The sequence below is a fragment of the Paraburkholderia madseniana genome, from assembly GCF_009690905.1.
Classification (GTDB): Bacteria; Pseudomonadota; Gammaproteobacteria; order Burkholderiales; family Burkholderiaceae; genus Paraburkholderia; species Paraburkholderia madseniana.
Map to the genome: position 1 here is coordinate 1 of NZ_VOSW01000002.1, position 16,358 is coordinate 16,358.

The window sequence follows — 16,358 nt, forward strand, 5'->3', positions numbered from 1 at the left end:
CTTTTTTCTGCGTGACAACCTACCGACCGCGCAGCAAAATTCCCACTGGCTCCGGCACCCCCCCCCCCCCCCGCCTCATCCACTTCAAGGCTCCGAGCGAAAGGGCCGAGGCTCGTCCACGCCGACCCGGCAGGCTGCGCCACTGGCCAGTCGTGCGGATGGCAAGCTGGACTGGTCCCTGGCCATGGCGCAGGCGCAAACCGGCGACCAGGATGCCTATCGTCGGTTGCTCGAAGACATCACTCCGTATCTTCGTGCGCTCGCTTCACGGCACATCCGGAATGTCGACGACATTGAGGACACGGTTCAGGACGTGTTGCTAACCGTGCACTCAGTGCGCAACACATACGACCCGTCCCGCCCATTCGGGCCGTGGCTGGTCGCCATCGCAAGCAGACGCATCGTCGACGGTCTGCGTCGGCGTGGACGCGTTTGCTCACATGAATCTTTAATGGAAAATGAGCTGGAAACCTTTGTTGCTGATGGAGCGAACCTACAGGAAGAGGCAGTGAACGCCCGCCTGATACGGGAAGCTATCGAACAATTGACGGTCGGCCAGCGCGACGCGATGCGCATGCTGAAGCTTGAAGAAATGTCACTTCAGGAGGCTGCTGCCGCAAGCGGAATGTCGGTTGCGGCGTTGAAAGTAGCTACACATCGAGCAATGAAACATTTACGGGAAATGTTCCGGCAGAAAGGTAGCGAATCATGACCCGAACCTCCGACCTGATTGATGTCCTGGTCGCTGACGTAACACCTGTCAGGCGTCTGCGTGCTCCTGCGGCGAGAGCCGCATGCTGGTTATTGTTTGCGGGAGCTGTGATGCTCTTCGTCGGTATCGCGCACGGGGTACGTGCAGACATCGCAGTCAAACTGCATCAACCTCCTTATGTCGTCGGCGTCGCTGCAGCCATGACAACGGGTGTTCTGGCCGCCGCGGGTGCTTTTCTTGGCGGCGTGCCTGGCATGTCGCGCCGCTGGCTTCTTTTACCCGCCCCGGGCTCGCTCGTTTGGGTCGCCACGATTGGCTACGGCTGCCTGACTAACTGGGTCACAACTGGCCCGGAAGGTATGTCTATCGGCGAGACGGCCAAATGCTTTGCCACGTTGGTATTAGTCGGGATGCCACTATCGCTCGTGATGCTCATTATGCTGCGCCACGTTGCCCGACTATCGCCAGGCCCGGTCATCATGGCAGGAAGTCTCGCGGTCGCTGCAATGACTTCCGTGGCCTTGTCGATTCTCCACCCGCTCGACGCCACCGCGATGATATTGCTGTGGAACCTCGGTGTCGCCGGGCTTTATCTGTCGTTGAGCGGCCGGTATGGCGAGCGACTTTTGAGCTGGGTAACGCAGCGTTAGCGCGCGGGTGATTCGAATAAGACGTGTACCGGTCCAAAGCCCCGGATACAGTCAGTGGTACCGCGCGCACCTTGACGTCTGGCATGACCGCGCCGTCTTCCACTTCCTGATGAACCCATCGCAACGGGACCCTTACATCCGCGTGCTGATGAGAACACTCAGGTCGAATGGTCACGTTGTGATAGCCACGTGAACATGGTCAGGCGCAGCAGGAGCCAGACTGCTGCATCGGCGGGCACCTGTTGGTACCGTACGAGCAATACACGCAGCAATCCCCGGGTTTCGGTCTGACCACTGCCTTGCAATGCTCGCATTCGTAAAACCACACACAGGCGTCGGTGGGCATTGTCTCGTCTTTCCTGTGCCCGCAGGCGGGACACGTGATGCTCGAATCCAGCACGACTGCAGCCATCACTGCACCTGCTTTACGTGAGACGGATAGCCGGCATCGGTCGTGGCGTTCGTCAACGCGTCGACCGAAACCTTCTTCGGGTCAAATACCACCTCCGCGCGCTTGCTTGCGAAGTCGACCTTTGCCGAGGTCACGCCGGGCACTTTCTCAAGTGCCTTGCGAACCGTAATCGGACACACAGCGCAATCCATGTTCGTGACGTCAAGGGTGACCTTGCGAAGCCCCTCGGCGAGGGCCGTGGATGCACTCAGCGCCGTCGCGACGAGCACAGCAATCAATTTCTTCATGGCAGGTACTCAATAGAAGAGCGGCGCATACAGGGGAAACGACATGAGCGCGAGCGCAGCCGGCATCACGACCCAGAAAATGAAGCGCTGCCGATGTCGCGCCGAAGGCACCGCGCAGGCTTTGCCCACCGCACATTCTTCGGACCTGGTGTAGAGCCTGCGAAAAGCGACCGCGAAAAACGCGATGGATATGGCGACAAATAGGGGTTGGAACGGCTGCAACGCGGTCAGGCGCGAGCCCCATGCGCCCCCGACTCCCAGCACAACAAGGAGCAAGGGGCCGGCGCAACAGGCGGATGCCCCGAATGCGGCAGCGGTTCCGGCTAACAAGGAGCCGGTAGTGGCCCAGCGAGGTCGCATGGCACTTCCTTTTCGGACTGGTTGAGTCTAGTCTAGGTGCGTACCTAAGTACGGAGTCAAGCGCGCCATGCAGGAAATGACCATCGGACAACTGGCTGAAGCGGCAGAGGTCAACATCGAAACAGTGAGGTACTACCATCGTCGCGGGTTACTGCCGGCGCCACCCCGCCCAGCAGGCGGCATCCGCCGATACCCGATAGCCGTACTGACGAGGCTTCGCTTTATCAGGCGGTCCCAGTCGCTTGGCTTTTCGCTCGATGAGGTGGAGGCGCTGTTGTCTCTGCACGATGGTCAGGCGTGCAACGCCGCGCGCGCTATCGCCGAACACAAGCTTGTCGATGTGCGCCAGCGCATCCAGGATTTGTCCATGCTGGAAGCCGCGTTGGCAACACTGGTACAGCGCTGCTCGACGTCGAAGGGCAAGGTTTCGTGCCCACTCATCGACACGCTGATGAACGGCGGTGGGCTGACCCAGTGAGCGCGTCAGCTTGACGCCGTCGAACGGACACGGATGTTTTGGCTAGACCTGCGCGACAGTGACGCTCACGGCATTGACGCCCGAGCCGCGTGTGTATGCGGGGTGTGACGAATCGCCCGACAGACGTGATATCGGAACGCACACGCGTACGCTGCAGGTCCAGGCAGAATACGCTCAACAGCGAAACGCTAGCGACCCGCGTTCTCGGGCCGATATGAAAGCAACGCTGGAACGTTCACGTCTTCATCTATTTCAGGCCAGATTATCTGCTCATGGTCCAGAGAGATGGCAAAGTGTTCGCGCTCGGCTGCCGTGGCGGCCTGCAACACGGGAAACCAGTCCAGTGGAAATTGAACGGCGGGGCCGTCGGACATGTCGATGAACATGTGCACGCGGTCAAAATGCACGTCCACCGCAGCGCGGTTCATGGTCATCTCCTGAAGTGAATCAGCTTAAAGATAGACCGCGGCAGAGCGGCATTCAAGAAAGAAGGCAGGAAAGAAGGCCCGCGCCAGCGCTGGTGTTTCGGGCAATTATCACCGGGGTGGGCTTGTACGCCTTGGGCGGCTCGTTACCCGGACAGGAAGCGAAGTGGGAACCGTCCCTGAAACCGAATGTAAAACTATGCGCGACTGCTACCCGGAACTGCTATCCTGAGAATCCTAGCAGCCGCGAAACCAAGCCGGACAAGGCTCACCGGCCATCTGGCGCGAGTCCCTGATTCGCCACAACTGCAAGAAAAAGCCGCTGATCCGCAAGGTCAGCGGCTTTTTTGTTTTGGTCTTCCAAATAGCAACTGCAAGGAGGTTTCTTGATGACGTTCCGCACCGCCGCGCTTGCCGTGGCCACCGCATCCGTCGCGCTTTTCACCGCCGCATCGCAACTCTCCGTCAACGCCCAAACGCCGCCCGACAGTCAGTGGCGCGCCAGTCCAATCACGCTTTCGACGTTGCTGCAGGACGGCTACAAAATCGTCGCCGTAGTAAACGGCGCGCACGGCAATGCCGGCTCGGCCGATACGATTTTCGTTCAGCGCGATCAGAGCGCCTTCAAATGTATCGACCCGTCTCCGGCCGATGCAAAAACCAAGGCTGCGTGCTTCGAACTGGTTCAGCCGTCAGGCGCCGCCCCCGAATCCAAATAGGCGGATGACTTTGCAGAATCGAGTCATCGGCTTTAACGCTCGCAACGAAAAAGGAGCGGGCTTACGCTCGCTCCTTCGCACTATCTTTGCCGGATCCTGCGCCAACTAAAACGGACAAGCCCCACGCTCACCGATCCACCAGCCGGCTGAGATTCCCGCGCACCCGTTGCAGCAGCGCGATGAGCTGCTTCGCTTCTTCGTCGGTAAAACCGTTCAGCGCTTCGAGCGCGATTTCATCGCCCACTTTGCGGGCCTTGCCGAGCGTGCGCTCGGCCTTCGGTGTCATGCGCACCTGGCGTTCGCGGCGATCCTCCGGATTGGCCGTGCGCTCGATCCAGCCGCCCTCCTCCATCCGGTCCAGCAGACGCCCCGCCGAAATGGGCGCGACTTCGAGCAGGTCCGCGAGGCGCGCCTGATTGACATCGCCGTAATGGGCGAGGTTGGCCAGCACGCGGCACTGCGCGCGCGTCAGATCGACCGATGACTTCGCGAGATCGTCGAAACGCTTGCCTGTCAGGCGGCCGACGTCGGAAATCAGAAAGCCGAAGCGTTCTTCGAGTTGGATGGTCATGGGCCGATTATACGAAAGGCTTCCGTTTGTCAGCGTCGAAATGGGCGGAAAACCGGCGCAACGGGCGCAACGGGCGCAACGGGCGCAATTCAGGCTCCGCATAAATCCTGATGGGCGGATGCGCTTGCAGCCAATATAATAAGCATGCTTACTATCTCGAAGGTCCCACTCCCCCATGTCCACCGACTCCGCGTCGACGAGCGCCGCCCGGCTCAATCGGCCGATGATCACCATCTCGATCATGCTCGCGACGCTGATCCAGACGCTCGACAGCACCATCGCCAACGTCGCGCTGCCTCACATGCAGGGCACGCTGTCGGCGTCGCAGGATGAGATCACGTGGGTGCTGACCTCGTACATCGTCGCGGCCGCGATCGCAACGCCGCTGACCGGCTGGCTGTCCGACCGGCTGAGCGTCAAGCGGCTGCTGATCTTCTCGATCGGCGGCTTCACGGTGGCCTCGGCGCTATGCGGCTTGTCGGAAACGCTGACGCAGATCGTCGCATCGCGTTTGCTGCAGGGGATTTTCGGGGCCTCGCTGGTGCCGCTGTCGCAGTCGATCCTGCTCGACATCAATCCGCGCGAAAAGCAGGGCCAGGCGATGGCGGTGTGGGGCATGGGCGTGATGGTCGGACCGATTCTCGGGCCGACGCTCGGCGGCTGGCTCACCGATAGCTACAACTGGCGCTGGGTGTTTTTCATCAACGTGCCGATCGGCGCGTTTGCGCTGTTCGGCGTAGCGACCTTCCTGCCCGCGCGTGAACCGAAGCACGACGCGAAATTCGACGCGTTCGGCTTTGCCACCCTGGGTCTCGCGATTGGCGCGCTGCAGGCAATGCTCGACCGCGGCGAGCAACTCGACTGGTTCGGTTCGAATGAGATTGTCATCGAGGCGCTGGTCGCTGCGATCAGCTTCGCGTTCTTCCTCGTGCATACGGCGACGGTCGGCAAGAAATCGTTCTTCAAATATGAGTTGCTGAAGGACCCGAACTTCGCCACCGGCACGTTCTTCATCTTCGTGATCGGCGCGGTGATGTATGCGACGCGCGCGTTGCTGCCGCCAATGCTGCAAAACCTGATGAACTATCCCGTCGCGACCACGGGCCTCGTCACGGCGCCGAGCGGCGCGGGAACCATGGTCGCGATGCTGTTCGCCGGACGGCTATTGAAGCGGATCGACGCGCGGCTTCTCCTGCTCGCCGGCTTCCTGATCTCCGCGTTCGCACTGTGGCAGATGATGCATTACACGATCGTGCTGTCGGAGTCGGACATCGTCTGGCCCGGCGTGGTGCAGGGCTTTGGTCTCGGCCTCGTGTTCGTGCCATTGAGCGCGCTGACCTTCTCCACGCTTATGCCCGAACTGCGCGCCGACGGCACTGCGACGTACAGCCTGATGCGCAACATCGGCAGCAGTATCGGCATTTCGATCGTGCAGACGCTGATGACCCGCAACACGCAGGTCTCGCATGCTGACCTCGCAGCGAATGTCACGCCGTTCAATCCGGCAATCCAGTCGATGCTCAATAGCGGCTCGAATTACGACCTGGCGGTGCTGAATGCGTCGATCACGCAGCAGGCGTCGATGATCGCCTATCTGAACGACTTCAAGCTGATGTTCGTGGCGACGCTACTGGTCATTCCGCTGCTGCTGTTGATCCGCCCAGCGCGCCAGGCGCCGGATGCATCAGTGGCGCACGCGGCAATGGATTGAGCACGATGATGGCGTCAAGCGGGAGCGGCACAGCTTTCGCGTCACACTCACGCTTCGATTCTTCCTCGCGTTACGCCCAGCAATCCCGCCATTGCGTCTCGCGCCGCCGTTGCATCACGGTCGCGGATCGCTTCGAACACCGCCGTGTGTTCGGCCAGCGACGCGTTGAACACGTCTGCGCGTTTCGCGTTCAGGCGTAGCTGCGCTTCCAATGTGCGCTCGATTAGCGTGCCGAGCGGGATCAGCAATTCGTTGCTGCAAGCCGTCAGCACGCTCAGATGAAATTGCAGATCGGCGCGCACCCATTCATCGACGTTACGCGCCCCGACCATCGACGCATGCGCTGCCGCGAGCGCATTGAAGGTGCCGTCCGTATGCGAGGCCGCCGCCAGACCCGCCGCATACGGCTCGATCATCTCGCGCATTTCCTGCAGCTTGAGCGCGAAGGCCATCGGCTCGGCGACGCGCGAATACCAGTCGAGCACATCGACATCGAGCAGATTCCACGCGTGTTTCGGCCGCACCCGTGTGCCCACCCGTGGCCGCGATTCGATCAGCCCTTTCGACGTCAGCGTACGCAGCGCCTCGCGCAACACCGTCCGACTCACGCCGAAGGTGTCCATCAACTCCGCCTCGCGCGGCAGGATCGAATCGGGCGCGTAGTCGCCACGCAGAATCGCGGTCGCCAGCAGATGGGCGACGCGCCCATGCAGATCGTGCTGAATAGCTTTCTCCCAGCAGCCTCTCGGCGCTATTGATATCGGAACTGAGCCCGGAACGACCGCGATTATCCGGCATCTCAACCCGCCGACCTCTGGCTTCGGCGCCGTTGCGGCGTTGGCATGCTGGCCGGCGTTCGGCGGCAACCTCATCGTCGCCGTCGCCCGGCGAATATCCAGCCGCCCCGGCCGGCATCTTTACCAACGCCCGGCCACCATTTGGCCAATAGTACTATTAATAGTACTTACTCGCGCTTTTGTTGTAGCATGTGAATCCTCGAAATTGTCCGCACACGCAGGCACCCAGGCCGCAAGGAGACGCACACCATGAAAATCACCAAGCTCGAAACCTTCATCGTTCCGCCGCGCTGGTGCTTCCTGAAGATCGAGACGGACGAAGGCATCGTCGGCTGGGGCGAGCCGGTGGTCGAGGGCCGCGCGCACACCGTGGCGGCCGCCGTCGAGGAGCTGTCCGACTATCTGATCGGGAAAGACCCGCTGCTGATCGAAGACCACTGGCAGGTGATGTATCGCTCGGGCTTCTACCGCGGCGGCCCGATCACGATGAGCGCGATCGCCGGCGTCGACCAGGCGCTGTGGGACATCAAGGGCAAGCATCATGGCGTGCCGATTCATGCGCTGCTCGGCGGCCAGGTGCGCGACAAGATCAAGGTGTATTCGTGGATCGGCGGCGACCGTCCGAGCGACGTCGCGAATAACGCGCGTGCCGTGGTCGAACGCGGCTTCAAGGCAGTGAAGATGAACGGCTCCGAAGAGCTGCAGATCATCGACACCTTCGACAAGGTGCAAGGCGTCATCAACAACGTCGCCGCCGTGCGCGAAGCGGTGGGACCGAACATCGGCATCGGCGTGGACTTCCACGGCCGCGTGCATAAGCCGATGGCGAAGGTGCTGGCCAAGGAACTCGACCCGTACAAGCTGCTCTTCATCGAAGAGCCGGTGTTGTCGGAAAACGCGGAAGCCTTGCGCGACATCGTCAACCAGACCAACACGCCGATCGCGCTGGGCGAACGTCTGTATTCGCGCTGGGACTTCAAGCACATCCTGTCGGGCGGCTACGTCGACATCATCCAGCCGGACGCGTCGCACGCGGGCGGGATCACCGAGTGCCGCAAGATCGCGTCGATGGCCGAGGCGTACGACGTCGCGCTCGCGCTGCACTGCCCGCTCGGCCCGATCGCCTTGGCCACCTGCCTGCAAATCGACGCGGTGAGCTACAACGCGTTCATTCAGGAACAGAGCCTGGGCATTCACTACAACCAGGGCAACGACCTGCTCGACTACATCAAGAACCCCGAAGTCTTCAAATACGAAGACGGCTTCGTGTCGATTCCGCAAGGCCCGGGCCTCGGCATCGAAGTGAACGAAGAGAAGGTGCGCGAGATGGCGAAGGTCGGCCACCGCTGGCGCAATCCGGTGTGGCGCCATGAGGATGGTAGCGTCGCGGAATGGTAATTGCCGGCGCACACGTTACGGCTGACGTAGCGTGTGCCGTCTCAGTTACGTAACACCCCGGACCGAACCGGCCGGAATACGCCCTTCGCGGCACTTTGCCGGCGCGGTCACACCACCCGCAAAGCCTTACCCACAAAGGCTTTCAAGCCGTTTGTTCGGCATCAGACATACGCATGGCCCGCTCCTTGCTCAAATGCATTCAAAACGACAAATGCATCGGGGAACATCATGGGCGAATTCCTTCCAGACTATCTGCTACGCGAACAGGCCGCCGTCGGCGCGCTGGTGGTGTTCGGCGTGCTTCGCATCATCGGCGCGATGCTCGCGTACGAACGCGGCTGGCGCATCTCGGTGGTCGAAAAATGCTTTATCGCTGCCGCGGTGCTGTACTGCCTGCCGCAACTCTTCGAGCTGCTGACCCACATGTACAGCTCACGTGCCGCAGGCGCGGAACTGGAAGGCAAAGCAGCGGGCTGCGCGATCGCGCTCTTCTGCGCGCCGATTCTCGGACATCGGCTCGGCCTCGAATGATCGGTTTCATCGAACGGACGCTCATCATGCGACCGCGAAAGAGACCTGCGAGCCCCGCGAAACCTGCCTACCGAGCCGGCGACGTCCTGACGCTCAGGTCCGGCGGACGTCCGATGACCGCCACCTGGAGCGGACCGGTGCTGTTCGCGCCGGGCAACTGGTTGATCTGCCAGTGGTTCGGCAACGACGGCGAACTGCAGCAGGAAATGTTTCCGGAAGAGACGCTGAAACGGGCGCACAACACGCTCGCCGCCTAAAGGGCAGTAACGGATCAGCCGGCCACCGCCGGGCGACCGTGTGTATTGCGCCGCACGCCTTTGCTGTGCGGCGCTTTTTTTAGCCTTAACTGCCCAACGCGGCGAATGCCGGCACGCTGTGCGACAACACGGCCGCAGCGACGAACACGCCGACCATCGCCAGCGCTTCGAGATAGAGCACGTTGACGAAGGTATGCGCGTCCATCGTCGAGGCCGTGCGGCGCAGGCGCGGCAGCGCCGAGAAGCGATTGAGCCCGCCGAGCACCAGCGCGAGCGCGACTAGCGCGAGCTTCAGCGTCAGCACATGGCCCCACGTGCTCATCTGGATGGCTTCGAACGAGCCGCCCGATCCACGCACGGCATTGAAGATCCCGGTGAGCAGCACCAACCCGACCGCCACAACGGATACGTGCGACACCTGCGTCGCCGTGCGGATCAGCATCCCGCGCGCGGTCGACGTGCCGAGCGCGGGCAATACCGCGAGCCCCGCCGCCATCGCCAGTCCGCCCCAGACGCTCGTCACCAGCACATGCAGCGTCTGCATGCCGATCGCCGCCGAGGCCGGGCCGGCATCCGCCGCATGTCCGAGCGACGCCTTGCCCGCCGCGATGGCTATCACCGCGAGCCACAGCAGCGCATTGCGCAGCATGCCCGTGTGATTGGCCATGGCCGTGCCCAGCAGCACCAGCGCGCCGGCGAACGCCACGCTCCAGCCGTAACCGACATGGGTTTGCGTCAATACAGTCGGCACCACGCCAATCGCCGACGGCAACGCGAGGCCGCTCATCGACGCCGCCTGATACAGCAGCCAGCCCAGATCCGCGAGCACCAGCACGACGGTGGCGGTCAGCATCGACCGTTGCGCGCGCAACCAGGCGGGCCGTGCGGGGTTGATCTTGCTCTGCGCGTCCTTGGCGAGCCAGGCGCTGAGCAACGCCGAACCGACGGCAAACGCAAACGCGACATTCATGAGCGCGGCCATCGCGACCTGCCCGATCCACAGTCCGTCCATGCTCATTTGACGATGAACGCGAAGTTGCCTTGCGTACGGTGGCCGTCCGTGGCAACGGCGACCCAGTGCACCGCGTAGCGGCCGGCCGTCAACTGCGGCAGCGCCAGGTGCATCACCTTTGCATCACTTTGGTCGACTTGCGACGCAGTCGGCGCGGCGGGCTTGCCGCTCGCGTCGCTGAGTTCGATCCGGCTGAAAGCCGGTTCGAGCGGCTCGGTGAAATGGATCGTCACTTCAGTGGCAGTGGCCACTTCGGCGTTCGCCGCCGGCTCGCTCGACACTAGATGCGCATGCGCGAAAGCCGTGGACGTCATGACCAGCGCCGCGGCGCCGAACGTCAACGCACGGAGCGCCGGACGGGAAAAATTGAATAGCTTCATGTAAGGCCGATAGCTTGTGGAAAGTAAAACGGTAGACGGTGAGCCGATGGTCGTCCGCGTCAGAGGGACGCCGGCGCGCCCGGAAGTGTACGCTTCGATGGCCGGTGCGCGCGTCGGTTCAACTTGCTTTGTTATGCAGGCCCATGGGAACGACATGTGCGTCTGTGATCCGGCAGACAAAAATCGAGATGGCCGCCCCGCTTGCCAGCCGATGACGCGCGTCAAACTGTCGCATCGCCGTGACACCCGGAACCTTCTCTAATGTGGCAAATAGTCACCATCAGCCTTCGATGATAGAATGCTGCGTCGCCGCAGCGCCGGCTGCCCTTCACACCGAGCCGCTCGAAGTTCGGTCAGGTCCCCGATTTTGATGGAGTTACGCGTGTCTTCAAGACGCATTTTCCGCCCGTTGCTTGCCCTTCTGCTGATCGGCTCCGCGGGTGTCTATAGCGCTGCGAAAGCGCAGACTCAACCGAAGGCCCCCGATACGATGGAAGCGCGCGTGCAAGGCTGCACGGCCTGCCACGGCTCCCATGGCCAAGGTACCGACAACGACTACTTCCCGCGTCTCGCAGGCAAGCCGGCCGACTATCTGTACAACCAGTTGCAGAACTTCCGCGAAGGGCGCCGCAAATACCCGCCGATGAACTACCTCGTCACGTATCTCTCGGACGACTACCTTCATCAGATCGCCACGTACTTCTCGCAGCAACGCCCGCCCTACCCCACGCCGGCCAAGCCGACCGTGTCGGCGGCCATCGTTGCGCGCGGCCAGCAGATCGTCCTGAACGGCGACGCATCCAAACAGATTCCGGCTTGCGCGGCTTGCCACGGCAAGGCGTTGACCGGCATGGAACCCGCTATCCCGGGTCTGGTCGGCCTGCATGCTGACTACATGAGCGCGCAACTGGGCGCATGGCGTTCGGGCTCGCGCCATGCCATCGCACCGGATTGCATGCACACCATCGCCACCCGCCTGACTGACGAAGACGTGAACGCCGTCGCTGCCTGGCTTGCCACGCAAAAGGCTCCACAAAACCCCGTGCCGGCTCCGGCCCGCTCGTTGAAGACTCCGCTTGCCTGCGGCAGCGAACCGCAATAAGGCACCGGGAGAGACACTCAAATGAAACGCAAGTCTTTGTTCGCCCTCTCGGCAGTCGTCGTCGTTGCGGCTGCCGCACTCGTTCCCGTCCTGTGGTCGGGCGGCGACAACCTGCATAACGGCACGGCCATGGCGGCAACGCCCGCCGACCAGGCCGCACTGATCAAGAAGGGCGAGTACCTCGCCCGCGCCGGCGACTGTATCGCCTGCCACACGGTGCGCGGCGGCAAGCAGTTCGCCGGCGGCCTGCCGATGGCTACGCCGTTCGGCACGATGTTCACGCCGAACATCACGCCTGACGACCAGTACGGTATCGGCAAGTGGACGCAGGACGACTTCTACCGCGCGATGCACACGGGCCGTTCGAAAGACGGCAGCCTGCTGTACCCGGGCTTCCCGTTCACGAGCTACACGAAGGTCACGCGCGCCGACTCGGACGCGATCTACGCGTACCTGCGCTCGGTCACGCCGGTCAATGTGGCGAGCCGTCCGCACGAACTGAAATTCCCGTTCAACCAGCGCAACATGCTGATCGGCTGGCGCACGCTGTTCTTCCGCGAAGGCGAGTACAAGGCTGATCCAACCAAGTCGGTCGAATGGAACCGTGGCGCGTACCTGATCGAAGGCCTCGGCCACTGCGGTATGTGCCACACGTCGATCAACGCCATGGGCGGCCCGGTCAACTCGGCTGCTTTTGCCGGCGGCCTGATCCCGCTGCAGAACTGGTATGCGCCGTCGTTGACGTCGAACAAGGAAGCCGGCCTCGGCGACTGGGAAACCAAAGACATCGCCGATCTGCTGAAGACCGGTGTGTCGAACCGCGGCGCGGTGTTCGGTCCGATGGCTGAAGTGGTTCACAACAGCCTGCAGTACATGTCGGACGAAGACATCAACGCGATGGCCACGTACCTGAAGACGATTCCGCAGAAGAGCGAAGCGCCGGAACCGCTGCAGCTCGAGACCTCGGAAAAGTTCGGTGGCGAACTGTTGAAGCAAGGTCAGAAGATCTACGCTGACAACTGCGCGAAGTGTCACGCGGAAAACGGTCTCGGTATGCCGCCGTCCTTCCCGCCGCTGGCGAACAACCAGTCGATCCAGATGCCGTCGGCGGTCAATCCGATCCGTATGGTGCTGAACGGCGGCTACCCGCCGAGCACGGAAGCCAACCCGCATCCGTACGGCATGCCGCCGTTCGCACAGGCACTGTCGAACACGGAAGTGGCCGCTGTTGTGACGTACATTCGTATGTCGTGGGGCAACCATGGTACGGCTGTGTCGCCACAGCAAGTGTCTGATCTGCGTTCGGCGCCGCTCGACTAAGCGGCGTTAGATGTACCGGGGGCGCGGCCTGCGGAATACGCGGCCGCGCCCTTCGTTTTTGCAGGACCGGTATCATGTGGGTACAAACCCTTATGAAACCGCGCAGGAGGAAAGAGCCGTGCATGTCGGTGAGCGTTTCAACAGCATTACCCATCTCGTCGGCGCCGTGCTGTCGGTGGCGGGGCTGGCTACGCTCGTGACAATGGGCGCGCTCGACGGCGACGCGTACAAGGTGGTGAGTTTCAGCGTCTACGGTGCGATGCTGTTCGTGCTGTATGCTATCTCGACGCTCTACCACAGCGTGCGCAACCCGCGTGTCAAAGCGGTTCTGCAAAAATGCGACCATTCGGCGATCTATCTGTTGATCGCCGGCAGCTACACCCCGTTCACGCTGGTCACTTTGCGTGGGCCGTGGGGCTGGTCGCTATTCGGCGTAAGCTGGGGGCTTGCCGCTCTCGGCATCGTGCAGGAACTGACGCTCGGGCGACGCACCCGCAGCGTTTCGATGGTGCTGTATGTCTTGATGGGATGGCTCGCGCTCGTTGCCGTCCGCCCGCTGGTTCAAGCTTTACCGGCAGCGGGTACCGCCTGGCTCGTGGCCGGCGGGGTCATCTACAGCGCCGGCATCTACTTCTTCATCAACGACGAGCGCATCCGGCACGGACATGGTATCTGGCACCTGTTCGTACTGGCGGGCAGTCTGTGTCAATTCGTCAGTGTTGCGCGCTACGTCGCGTGACATCCCACGGCGGCGAAATGCAACTTAAGGCCAGTCAACGTGTCTGCATAGCGCGTTGAAGCATTCGGCACGCATTTGAGCGTGCCGCCGATTTCTCTGCGACCGGAACTGGGCTTTGGCCTCGAACGCGCCATAGAGGCGTGTTCATGCCGTGCCTGTGCCCGCTGGTACCCGCCTGGGTCCATTGGGTGCCGTCTGGTGCCGTTCGCGAAACTGCATTGCAAAGAGCATTTATGTCTTTTGATTCCCTCGGCTTGTCCGAACCGCTGGTCCGCGCTGTACACGAACTCGGCTACACCACCCCGACTCCGATCCAGACACAAGCAATCCCCGCCGTGCTCAACGGCGGCGACCTGCTGGCTGGCGCGCAGACCGGCACCGGCAAGACCGCCGGCTTCACGCTGCCGATCCTGCAGCGTCTGAACACCATGCCCGCCGTCACCACGGCATCGGGCAAGCGCGCCGTGCGCGCGCTGATCCTCACGCCGACGCGTGAGCTGGCCGCACAGGTCGAAGAAAGCGTGCGCGCCTACGGCAAGTATCTGAAATTGAAGTCGACCGTGATGTTCGGCGGCGTCGGCATCAATCCGCAAATCGGCGCGCTGCGCAGCGGCGTGGACATCGTCGTCGCGACGCCGGGCCGTTTGCTCGACCACATGCAGCAGAAGACCATCGACCTGTCGCATCTCGAGATTCTCGTGCTCGACGAAGCGGACCGCATGCTGGACATGGGCTTCATCCATGACATCAAGCGCGTGCTCGCGAAGCTGCCGCCGAAGCGTCAGAACCTGCTGTTCTCGGCTACGTTCTCCGACGAGATCAAGACCCTCGCCGACAATCTGCTCGACTCGCCGGCACTGATCGAAGTCGCCCGTCGCAACACGACGGCTGAACTCGTCGCACAAAAGATTCACCCGGTCGACCGCGATAAGAAGCGTGAGCTGCTCACGCACCTCATCAAGCAACACAACTGGTTCCAGGTGCTGGTGTTCACGCGCACCAAGCACGGCGCGAACCGCCTTGCCGAACAACTGACGAAAGACGGCATCAGCGCACTGGCGATTCACGGCAACAAGAGCCAATCGGCCCGCACACGCGCGCTCGCCGAGTTCAAGGACGCCACACTGCAAGTGCTGGTCGCGACCGACATCGCCGCACGTGGCATCGATATCGATCAGCTGCCGCACGTGGTCAACTACGATTTGCCGAACGTGCCGGAAGATTACGTGCACCGCATCGGCCGCACGGGTCGTGCAGGCGCATCGGGCGAAGCGATTTCGCTGGTGTGCGTCGACGAACTGCAATTGCTGAAGGACATCGAGAAGCTGATCAAGCGTCAGGTGCCGCAGGAAGTGATCGCCGGTTTTGAGCCGGATCCGACTGCGAAGCCGGAACCGATTCTGCGCCGTGGCCAGGGTGGTGGCGGCGGCGGTGGCAATCGTCAGCCGCGTCAGAGCCAGGGTGCGCCGAAGCGCGAGGGCGGCCAGCGTGACGGCGGCCGCCGCGATGGCGCGTCGTCTGCCAAGCCCGCACAACGTTCGGGTCAGCGTCCGGCGAATGGTCAGCAGCAGCCGAAGCCGCAAGGTGCGAAGCCGGCCGGCAACGGCGGCCAGCCGCGCCGCGACGGCCAGCGCCATGACGGTCAGCCGCGTGCAGCGGCGCACGAAGGCAGCGCCGCGCAACATGCACCGCGCAAACCGCAGGGTGCAAAGCCGCAAGGCGGCAATCCGGGGGCTTTGCTGGGTGGCGCAAAGCCGCGCAACGACGCGCCGCGTGGCGGCCAGCCGACGCGCAGCGGCCAGCGCGGCCGTTAAGTTTCAAGCACTGCCCGCTCGCTAGCCGTCGTCCCAGACTAACGGCTAGCCGCAGCGGCAGCCTGCTTCAGGTGCTCGATCTGCCGTTCCCATCGATCGAGCACCGCCTCCCCTTCCCCTTCCCCTTCCAGTTCAAACGTGATGCCGTTCGTCAGGCGCGCATAACGCACGCTCTGCGCCTCCGCTGTGTCGATCGAGCCGATCATGTACACGAGGCCGCTATCGTCGCCTGTCACGCCCGCTAGCGGCGTCAAACGCAACTGCACCTGATAGAACGCCTCGTCGCAGACGAACGTCAGCGCGGCCCGGCCGTTTTGCGCGATCACGCGTGCCGCCCGAGCCTGTGGCCACAATGCGATGCACAGCGAGCGCGAATCAGGCGCGTACAACTCGCCGACGCCAAGCAGCGACGTGCGCACATGGCCGTTTGGATCGACGGTGAGCAGCGACGCGGTGAACCCCGTCTTGCTCGCCAGCGACGACCCGTCGAACAACGTGCGGACGGAGTCGGGCCATTCGTCGAACACGTTCTGTTCGAGCGGACGTTCGGGTGAAGGAGAATCGCTCATGGTATCGATCCAGTCAGTGGCGAGTTGCCGAGGTTGCGAAGGCTGCCGAGGATCAATCATGCCTCGAAAAACAAATGGCCCGCACAAGCGGGCCATTCATCTTCATCTGTACAC

At 62.5% G+C, this 16,358-nt stretch carries 21 protein-coding genes; 12 read left to right on the top strand and 9 right to left on the bottom strand.

All coding sequences use genetic code 11. The features are described from left to right. Positions 1-712, top strand: a 712-nt coding sequence (locus FSO04_RS01460; protein WP_414693368.1) for a sigma-70 family RNA polymerase sigma factor, incomplete at its 5' end; no start/stop codon positions are given. Then, positions 709-1,362, top strand: coding sequence for an NrsF family protein (locus FSO04_RS01465; protein ID WP_154558034.1), 654 nt, complete (start codon positions 709-711; stop codon positions 1,360-1,362). The genes FSO04_RS01460 and FSO04_RS01465, both read left to right, overlap by 4 nt. A gap of 199 nt (positions 1,363-1,561) precedes the next feature. Here the strand turns inward: FSO04_RS01465 and FSO04_RS47350 are convergent, their stop codons facing one another. Genes FSO04_RS47350 through FSO04_RS01480 form a run of 3 tightly spaced genes read right to left on the bottom strand, consistent with a single transcriptional unit; the run spans position 1,562 to position 2,421 of the window. Then, complete coding sequence (locus FSO04_RS47350; RefSeq protein WP_154558035.1) at positions 1,562-1,774, bottom strand: GDCCVxC domain-containing (seleno)protein; 213 nt, start codon at positions 1,772-1,774, stop codon at positions 1,562-1,564. Then, entirely contained in the window at positions 1,774-2,061 is a 288-nt protein-coding gene (gene merP / locus FSO04_RS01475; protein WP_154558036.1) for a mercury resistance system periplasmic binding protein MerP, read from the bottom strand. The genes FSO04_RS47350 and merP overlap by 1 nt, the downstream gene beginning before the upstream one ends. Positions 2,062-2,070: 9 nt before the next feature. Then, complete coding sequence (locus FSO04_RS01480; RefSeq protein ID WP_154558037.1) at positions 2,071-2,421, bottom strand: mercuric transporter MerT family protein; 351 nt, start codon at positions 2,419-2,421, stop codon at positions 2,071-2,073. A 67-nt stretch (positions 2,422-2,488) separates the two neighbouring features. Between FSO04_RS01480 and merR the strand changes: the two genes are divergently transcribed. Next, positions 2,489-2,899, top strand: a complete 411-nt coding sequence (merR, locus tag FSO04_RS01485) for an Hg(II)-responsive transcriptional regulator (protein ID WP_154558038.1) — start codon at positions 2,489-2,491, stop codon at positions 2,897-2,899. Positions 2,900-3,087: 188 nt separating this feature from the next. Here merR and FSO04_RS01490 read toward each other — a convergent pair whose 3' ends face one another. Continuing rightward, positions 3,088-3,327: a DUF2442 domain-containing protein gene (locus FSO04_RS01490; protein ID WP_154558039.1), complete on the bottom strand. Its 240-nt coding sequence runs from the start codon at positions 3,325-3,327 to the stop codon at positions 3,088-3,090. 386 nt (positions 3,328-3,713) lie between these two features. Here FSO04_RS01490 and FSO04_RS01495 point away from each other — a divergent pair, with 386 nt between their 5' ends. Then, a complete protein-coding gene (locus FSO04_RS01495) occupies positions 3,714-4,043 on the top strand; it encodes a hypothetical protein (protein ID WP_154558040.1) in 330 nt (109 codons plus the stop codon). Positions 4,044-4,170: 127 nt separating this feature from the next. Here FSO04_RS01495 and FSO04_RS01500 read toward each other — a convergent pair whose 3' ends face one another. Further along, positions 4,171-4,614, bottom strand: a complete 444-nt coding sequence (locus FSO04_RS01500) for a MarR family winged helix-turn-helix transcriptional regulator (RefSeq protein ID WP_154558041.1) — start codon at positions 4,612-4,614, stop codon at positions 4,171-4,173. A 175-nt stretch (positions 4,615-4,789) separates the two neighbouring features. Here FSO04_RS01500 and FSO04_RS01505 point away from each other — a divergent pair, with 175 nt between their 5' ends. Then, positions 4,790-6,325, top strand: coding sequence for a DHA2 family efflux MFS transporter permease subunit (locus FSO04_RS01505; protein WP_154558042.1), 1,536 nt, complete (start codon positions 4,790-4,792; stop codon positions 6,323-6,325). Between the two features lie 47 nt (positions 6,326-6,372). Here the strand turns inward: FSO04_RS01505 and FSO04_RS01510 are convergent, their stop codons facing one another. Next, positions 6,373-7,050, bottom strand: a complete 678-nt coding sequence (locus FSO04_RS01510; RefSeq protein ID WP_233464711.1) for a FadR/GntR family transcriptional regulator — start codon at positions 7,048-7,050, stop codon at positions 6,373-6,375. A 321-nt stretch (positions 7,051-7,371) separates the two neighbouring features. Between FSO04_RS01510 and dgoD the strand changes: the two genes are divergently transcribed. From dgoD to FSO04_RS48220, 3 genes are all read left to right on the top strand, one after another. Then, complete coding sequence (gene dgoD / locus FSO04_RS01515) at positions 7,372-8,520, top strand: galactonate dehydratase (protein WP_012434262.1); 1,149 nt, start codon at positions 7,372-7,374, stop codon at positions 8,518-8,520. A gap of 228 nt (positions 8,521-8,748) precedes the next feature. After that, positions 8,749-9,051, top strand: a complete 303-nt coding sequence (locus tag FSO04_RS01520) for a hypothetical protein (protein ID WP_154558043.1) — start codon at positions 8,749-8,751, stop codon at positions 9,049-9,051. A 26-nt stretch (positions 9,052-9,077) separates the two neighbouring features. Beyond that, positions 9,078-9,308 carry a YodC family protein gene (locus FSO04_RS48220; RefSeq protein WP_154558044.1) on the top strand — a complete coding sequence of 77 codons (231 nt, stop codon included), beginning with the start codon at positions 9,078-9,080 and terminating at the stop codon, positions 9,306-9,308. A gap of 85 nt (positions 9,309-9,393) precedes the next feature. On the opposite strand, the gene FSO04_RS01530 is transcribed toward FSO04_RS48220, so the two are convergent. Then, positions 9,394-10,326, bottom strand: coding sequence for a CopD family protein (locus tag FSO04_RS01530; RefSeq protein ID WP_154558045.1), 933 nt, complete (start codon positions 10,324-10,326; stop codon positions 9,394-9,396). Then, a complete protein-coding gene (gene copC, locus FSO04_RS01535; RefSeq protein ID WP_154558046.1) occupies positions 10,323-10,700 on the bottom strand; it encodes a copper homeostasis periplasmic binding protein CopC in 378 nt (125 codons plus the stop codon). The genes FSO04_RS01530 and copC overlap by 4 nt, the downstream gene beginning before the upstream one ends. A 370-nt stretch (positions 10,701-11,070) precedes the next feature. Between copC and FSO04_RS01540 the strand changes: the two genes are divergently transcribed. The 4 genes from FSO04_RS01540 (at position 11,071) to FSO04_RS01555 (ending at position 15,675) form a co-directional block, all read left to right on the top strand. Continuing rightward, positions 11,071-11,802, top strand: a complete 732-nt coding sequence (locus FSO04_RS01540; RefSeq protein ID WP_154558047.1) for a c-type cytochrome — start codon at positions 11,071-11,073, stop codon at positions 11,800-11,802. Between the two features lie 21 nt (positions 11,803-11,823). Then, positions 11,824-13,122, top strand: a complete 1,299-nt coding sequence (locus tag FSO04_RS01545; RefSeq protein ID WP_154558048.1) for a c-type cytochrome — start codon at positions 11,824-11,826, stop codon at positions 13,120-13,122. Between the two features lie 118 nt (positions 13,123-13,240). Next, the gene (gene trhA, locus FSO04_RS01550; RefSeq protein ID WP_093635539.1) at positions 13,241-13,861 is read left to right on the top strand and encodes a PAQR family membrane homeostasis protein TrhA; all 621 of its coding nucleotides are present in this window, start codon (positions 13,241-13,243) and stop codon (positions 13,859-13,861) included. Positions 13,862-14,094: 233 nt separating this feature from the next. Next, positions 14,095-15,675 (top strand): DEAD/DEAH box helicase, encoded by a 1,581-nt coding sequence (locus FSO04_RS01555; RefSeq protein WP_154558050.1) that lies wholly within the window; start codon positions 14,095-14,097, stop codon positions 15,673-15,675. Positions 15,676-15,713: 38 nt separating this feature from the next. Here FSO04_RS01555 and FSO04_RS01560 read toward each other — a convergent pair whose 3' ends face one another. Continuing rightward, complete coding sequence (locus tag FSO04_RS01560) at positions 15,714-16,244, bottom strand: pyridoxamine 5'-phosphate oxidase family protein (protein WP_154558051.1); 531 nt, start codon at positions 16,242-16,244, stop codon at positions 15,714-15,716. Positions 16,245-16,358: the final 114 nt, after the last annotated feature.

Coding starts and splice junctions, on each gene's coding strand:
- FSO04_RS01495 (WP_154558040.1), top strand. CDS start 3,714: ATGACGTTCCGCACCGCCGCGCTTGCCGTGGCCACCGCATCCGTCGCG.
- copC (WP_154558046.1), bottom strand. CDS start 10,700: ATGAAGCTATTCAATTTTTCCCGTCCGGCGCTCCGTGCGTTGACGTTC.
- FSO04_RS01530 (WP_154558045.1), bottom strand. CDS start 10,326: ATGAGCATGGACGGACTGTGGATCGGGCAGGTCGCGATGGCCGCGCTC.
- FSO04_RS01480 (WP_154558037.1), bottom strand. CDS start 2,421: ATGCGACCTCGCTGGGCCACTACCGGCTCCTTGTTAGCCGGAACCGCT.
- dgoD (WP_012434262.1), top strand. CDS start 7,372: ATGAAAATCACCAAGCTCGAAACCTTCATCGTTCCGCCGCGCTGGTGC.
- merP (WP_154558036.1), bottom strand. CDS start 2,061: ATGAAGAAATTGATTGCTGTGCTCGTCGCGACGGCGCTGAGTGCATCC.
- FSO04_RS01520 (WP_154558043.1), top strand. CDS start 8,749: ATGGGCGAATTCCTTCCAGACTATCTGCTACGCGAACAGGCCGCCGTC.
- FSO04_RS01555 (WP_154558050.1), top strand. CDS start 14,095: ATGTCTTTTGATTCCCTCGGCTTGTCCGAACCGCTGGTCCGCGCTGTA.
- FSO04_RS01545 (WP_154558048.1), top strand. CDS start 11,824: ATGAAACGCAAGTCTTTGTTCGCCCTCTCGGCAGTCGTCGTCGTTGCG.
- FSO04_RS47350 (WP_154558035.1), bottom strand. CDS start 1,774: ATGGCTGCAGTCGTGCTGGATTCGAGCATCACGTGTCCCGCCTGCGGG.
- FSO04_RS48220 (WP_154558044.1), top strand. CDS start 9,078: ATGCGACCGCGAAAGAGACCTGCGAGCCCCGCGAAACCTGCCTACCGA.
- FSO04_RS01490 (WP_154558039.1), bottom strand. CDS start 3,327: ATGAACCGCGCTGCGGTGGACGTGCATTTTGACCGCGTGCACATGTTC.
- FSO04_RS01540 (WP_154558047.1), top strand. CDS start 11,071: ATGGAGTTACGCGTGTCTTCAAGACGCATTTTCCGCCCGTTGCTTGCC.
- FSO04_RS01465 (WP_154558034.1), top strand. CDS start 709: ATGACCCGAACCTCCGACCTGATTGATGTCCTGGTCGCTGACGTAACA.
- FSO04_RS01505 (WP_154558042.1), top strand. CDS start 4,790: ATGTCCACCGACTCCGCGTCGACGAGCGCCGCCCGGCTCAATCGGCCG.
- FSO04_RS01500 (WP_154558041.1), bottom strand. CDS start 4,614: ATGACCATCCAACTCGAAGAACGCTTCGGCTTTCTGATTTCCGACGTC.
- merR (WP_154558038.1), top strand. CDS start 2,489: ATGCAGGAAATGACCATCGGACAACTGGCTGAAGCGGCAGAGGTCAAC.
- FSO04_RS01560 (WP_154558051.1), bottom strand. CDS start 16,244: ATGAGCGATTCTCCTTCACCCGAACGTCCGCTCGAACAGAACGTGTTC.